Below are 4,611 nucleotides of genomic sequence, written 5' to 3'. Positions count from 1 at the left end.
CCGCTACTCGCAGGTGGATGCCCTCACAGTTACCGTACATCTTCCTCCACAAGGAAGGCTTGATGATGGTCGCTAAATATTGAGCTTCCGTATAACTAACATCGGTTTTAGACATAAATAAGTTACGTACACCGCAGGATGTATTATTTACTTGTCGTTATATTATCACATTGTTTCCAATGTGTAAAATACAAAGTTTTTCGAGCAATCTCTTACTTGTGACCTTATTTTAATACAAATTATTTTTGCATGCAAGTGATTAATCTTCTTCTTTTGCAATTTGATTTTCTGGATAAGAAATCCAATCACTCCAGCTACCCGCATACAATTTAACATTTTGGAATCCAGCCAATTTTAACGCAATGATATTTGGACATGCCGTAACACCAGAACCACAATATACAATGGTTTCCTTATCTTTCGACAGATTTTGGAATCGTCCTTGTTGCTCAGCTTCATTCTTAAATTGTCCTGATTGCAACATTCCATCCTTCCAAAAATAGTTTGCTGCTGTCGGAATATGTCCTGCTTTATGATCGACAAGTTCCTCTACACCAGCATAACGTTTTGGCTCTCTTGAATCAATTAACGTAACATCTGCACCTGCCTGGATATTCTCTCTTACTGTTTCCATCGATACAAGCATATGATCTTGTATGTTTGTTTTGAATGTTTTTCGTATAACAACAGGAATTTCCGTTGTTGTCGGTAGTCCATTCTCTTTCCAAACCGGGAAACCACCATCTAATATATATACTTTCTCATGTCCTACATAGTTACATAACCACCATAAACGAGCAGCATTTGCACCAGCTTGACTGTCATACGCAATTACTGTCGTATGTTCATCAATACCAACCTCCGAAAGCTTGTCCGCAAACTCTTCAATGCTTGGCAACGGGTGGCGGCCACCATGCTCTACTATAGGACTTGATAAATCTAAATTCAAATCAAAATATAAAGCATGAGGAATATGTTCTTCTTCATACTTTTCTCTACCCCAATTAGGATTCGCTAAATCAAAACGACAATCGATTACACGGACGTTCTCATCTTCTATATGCTCACGTAACCATTCGACTGTAACTATCATCTTTAACGACCTTCTTTCTCTTGTAAACGACTTACATACTCCATAACCATTTCTTCTGTAACATATTTACGCTGCAAGGTAACACCATTTTTTGCAAGATCATTAATTTGCTTTGTTACAACATTAATGACATCAACCGAAAATTCTTTCCCATTTGACGCAAGAGATACGGCTGCTTCAATAGCTGCTTCACGCTGCGCATCTAATTGTAAACATGCTTTTACACTTTCATTTTGTTTACGAGAATGTGCTGTAATTGCTTTATGTACTTCCATCTTCTCTTCCCCCTAAATAAGTTATACGTTCTAATTCAATTCCATTGCAAGCCGAATCATATCACGGCATACAATGCCATTTTCAATAATCTCTTCTTCATAATGCTTCGAAAAGTAATCAAAATCAATAGAAAAAATACGAAATCCACATTTTTGATATAAAGCAAGTTGTGAAACACTAGAATTGCCTGTACCAACTTCCAGTTTTGACATACCATATCCTTTAGCAGTTTCTACAGCATGACTTACTAGCTTCTTTCCAATCCCTTTTCCTTGCACATGCTCTGCAACCGCAATATTCATGATTTCCATCGTCTTTGGCCTTGTTTCCAAAAGAACATATACACCGATAACGCTACCCTCTTGCTTTGCTACGTATGTTAATCCTCTTTGTACATATGTAGCTATTTGCCGTTCACTTGGATCAGCAAGTAGCAATAAAGACTTCGGTATAGCTTCTTCTTTCGAAATATACTCTATTACTACACCCATAAAAATTCCCCTTTCTCTATTGTTCTAAACCCTCCTTGTCTACCATAAGTAATAGAAAGGAGGGGTTCATCATGGACAACAATGAGAAAAAATGCAACGTCATCTCTATTGATGGAAAGAAGAAGAAAAGCGACACGTATTCCTATCCAAAATTAGTAGTAGAAAATAAAACATATGAATTTTCTTCATTCGTCTTATGCGGTGAAACACCAGACGGCAGACGACTCGTTCTTACTCATATGATTTCTACCGATGAATTTGCTGGATTTGTAAAATCTTTAGATACTGTACTGCAAAAGAAAATTGAACGAATCTTTTTCTCATAACGACTATATAACATAAATTTCTTTTTCAATCTCTACTAACTGCTTGTGCAATTGTTCTTTACTTTGCTCATATAGAGATACATCAATCGTTTCAGCCAATGCAAATAATATACTTTCATAATAATTCATCACATCTTGCTGCATTACTTTTTGGAATAAGTTCCATTTCAAATCCCACTCTTGCTTATAATGATGAACAAATAAATCTTTTTCATCAGCTACATAGTTTGATACGAAAGGTTCTAATACAACTTTAGCCTCTTCTTGCATGAATGCTTTATCATTTTTTTCAAAAAAGCTTTTTTCATTTTTAAAATGTGCCAGTGCTTTTTTGAAATCTTTTATTTCAACTGAAGGGAACGGTTCTTTATGTGTAATATCTTTATATTCATACTCCACTGTTCCATTCATAGAAATTGATTGATTTTCTACTTTACAGTTCACTACAATTTCGTCCTTTGCACGCTTCATCGCTTCGTCTATCCATTTTTCAAGACGTAATGATGTCGCACGCATTTCTTGTAATAAATCATGCTGAATAAATGCTACTAATTCCATAACACACTGTTGCAATTGTGTTTTCACATTTCCATCCGTTCGAAGTGACGCCGGATTAATAAATTCAGTAAACACATCGTTATAACGTAGGAATAGACGCTGTTGCACGTAATAAAGCAACTCTTTCACTTCATTTTGCATCGCCTGTTCTTCAGCAAGTACACTATATGATGAAATGATATGAAGTAGTTGATCACGCTCTGCTTCATATTTTTTCGTTTGCTTCTCTTTCTCTTCATTCCCCTGCTTTGCACCATTTATCATGTTTACTAAAAGCTGATCTGCCCCTTGCAACGCACCGTATAGAGCATGCACAGAAACAAGCATTAAATCTCTCATCATAAAGGACGTAAATGATTCCTCAAACTTAGTAATTCCAGAGTTTTGTAAAATACCATACTTCTCTTTTTCAACACTCTTTCCTTGTTTCTCTTCAAGCGCACATAAACTTGAAATTGCAAATAAACGCGGATTTCTAATACCGTATTGCAGTAGCTGATCTGCGATATAACCTTTTACCATTTCAAGTTCTTCTTCAGACTCTGCTAAATCCGCCGCATTAATTAAGAAGAACATTTTATCAAGGGCAAAAGTATCCTTTACACGACCAAGCTGAATTAAAAATTCACGATCCGCACGAGAGAATACATGGTTATAATATGTTACAAATAAAATAGCATCTGCGTTTTTAATATACTGGAATGCAACATCCGTATGGCGAGCATTAATAGAATCCGCTCCAGGTGTGTCTACAAGCGCTACTCCCTGCCTTGTTAAAGCACAATCATAATAAAGCTCCATATACTCAACGAAGCATGATTTTTCTTCGTTCGCTACATAATCAGAGAACTCTTCTAATGTAACTTGTACTTGTTCTCCTAAATAAGTAGAAACTGCATCATACCCTTTTTGTACCGCTCGTAAAAAGCTAAATGTTGTTTTTTGCTTCCCAGTTGGTGAAGGATATTTCATAACTTTATCAATTTGTGCTAACGCCTCATCTAACGTAGTAATCTCATAATGAAACAGCTTATAAACAGCTTTCATATCTTCTAATAAAGCTTGCTTTGATTTGAATTGAACCATTACTGTTCCGTGTGGTTTTTCCTCTGTAACCGGCAAAATTTGATTAATCGTTGCCGTCGTCGGATTTGGTGATACAGGAAGTACCTTCTCACCTAGTAAGGCATTGGCAAATGATGATTTCCCAGCACTAAAAGCTCCGAATAACGCTACTGTAAATTGTTTCGTTTCCACACGACGCCTTTTTTCTATTACCTCTTGCTGTACATGTTTCAGCGCTGGCAATGGCTCTAATATCATTTCAGCTTTCTTCACTTTCTCTAATATACGCTGAATATTTAAAACTGCTGTTCCTTTTATCTCTTCTTCATGAGCCGCCCCGTTATCATTTACAATCTCCTGCTCTTGTAGTGTAAATTTCTCACTAACAATTTGTTTTTCACGTTGCAATATCTCCTCTATTTGCAATCCTTCTGGTGTAGCAACACGCTCGCGCCAAATATTTTGTAAATAACTTTCATATGTCTCTAAATTGTTACTGTATTGTAATTCCGTCTCTTTTGCCGTTTGCAACATCGTATATTTTTCAATCTCTTGTTCCATACGAGCAACTGCTTCCTTCACCTTTTGCTTTAAAACGACTGCACTTTTATCAAAAATTTGCTGAGCTTTTGTAAAATAACGTTTCTTCAGTTCATTCGCTACATCCGCTGTATAAAGAAGTAAGTAATCACCTGTGAAACCTGCACCTTGTTTAATGACTTCAGCTAACATTTCTGGTCCAAAAGCAATTTCTAAAGCATATATGTCTTTCCCAATTTCCTCCGTGAACAATCCTTCTTCT

Annotated in this window: 5 protein-coding genes and 1 other RNA gene; 1 reads left to right on the top strand and 5 read right to left on the bottom strand. The window is 36.3% G+C overall.

Going from position 1 to position 4,611, the window contains the following annotated elements:
* The 4 genes from ssrS to MR167_RS30450 all read right to left on the bottom strand — a co-directional run.
* Positions 1–143: non-coding RNA, 6S RNA (ssrS, locus tag MR167_RS30465), on the bottom strand; the annotation flags it as partial.
* A gap of 116 nt (positions 144–259) precedes the next feature.
* On the bottom strand, positions 260–1,093 hold the full coding sequence (locus MR167_RS30460) for a sulfurtransferase (RefSeq protein WP_000637581.1): 834 nt from the start codon (positions 1,091–1,093) through the stop codon (positions 260–262).
* Positions 1,094–1,095: 2 nt separating this feature from the next.
* Positions 1,096–1,368, bottom strand: coding sequence for a YpbS family protein (locus tag MR167_RS30455; RefSeq protein ID WP_000451820.1), 273 nt, complete (start codon positions 1,366–1,368; stop codon positions 1,096–1,098).
* A gap of 30 nt (positions 1,369–1,398) precedes the next feature.
* Complete coding sequence (locus tag MR167_RS30450; RefSeq protein WP_000539329.1) at positions 1,399–1,860, bottom strand: GNAT family N-acetyltransferase; 462 nt, start codon at positions 1,858–1,860, stop codon at positions 1,399–1,401.
* A gap of 71 nt (positions 1,861–1,931) precedes the next feature.
* On the opposite strand from MR167_RS30450, the gene MR167_RS30445 reads away from it, so the two are divergent.
* The gene (locus tag MR167_RS30445; protein ID WP_000369740.1) at positions 1,932–2,186 is read left to right on the top strand and encodes a DUF3931 domain-containing protein; all 255 of its coding nucleotides are present in this window, start codon (positions 1,932–1,934) and stop codon (positions 2,184–2,186) included.
* 3 nt (positions 2,187–2,189) lie between these two features.
* Here MR167_RS30445 and MR167_RS30440 read toward each other — a convergent pair.
* Positions 2,190–4,611: dynamin family protein (locus MR167_RS30440; RefSeq protein ID WP_242316169.1), on the bottom strand; the 2,422-nt coding region annotated here is incomplete at its 5' end.

This window comes from Bacillus cereus group sp. BfR-BA-01355 (assembly GCF_022663675.1).
Lineage (GTDB): Bacteria > Bacillota > Bacilli > Bacillales > Bacillaceae_G > Bacillus_A > Bacillus_A thuringiensis_S.
This window is presented reverse-complemented; position numbering and strand designations above follow the sequence as displayed.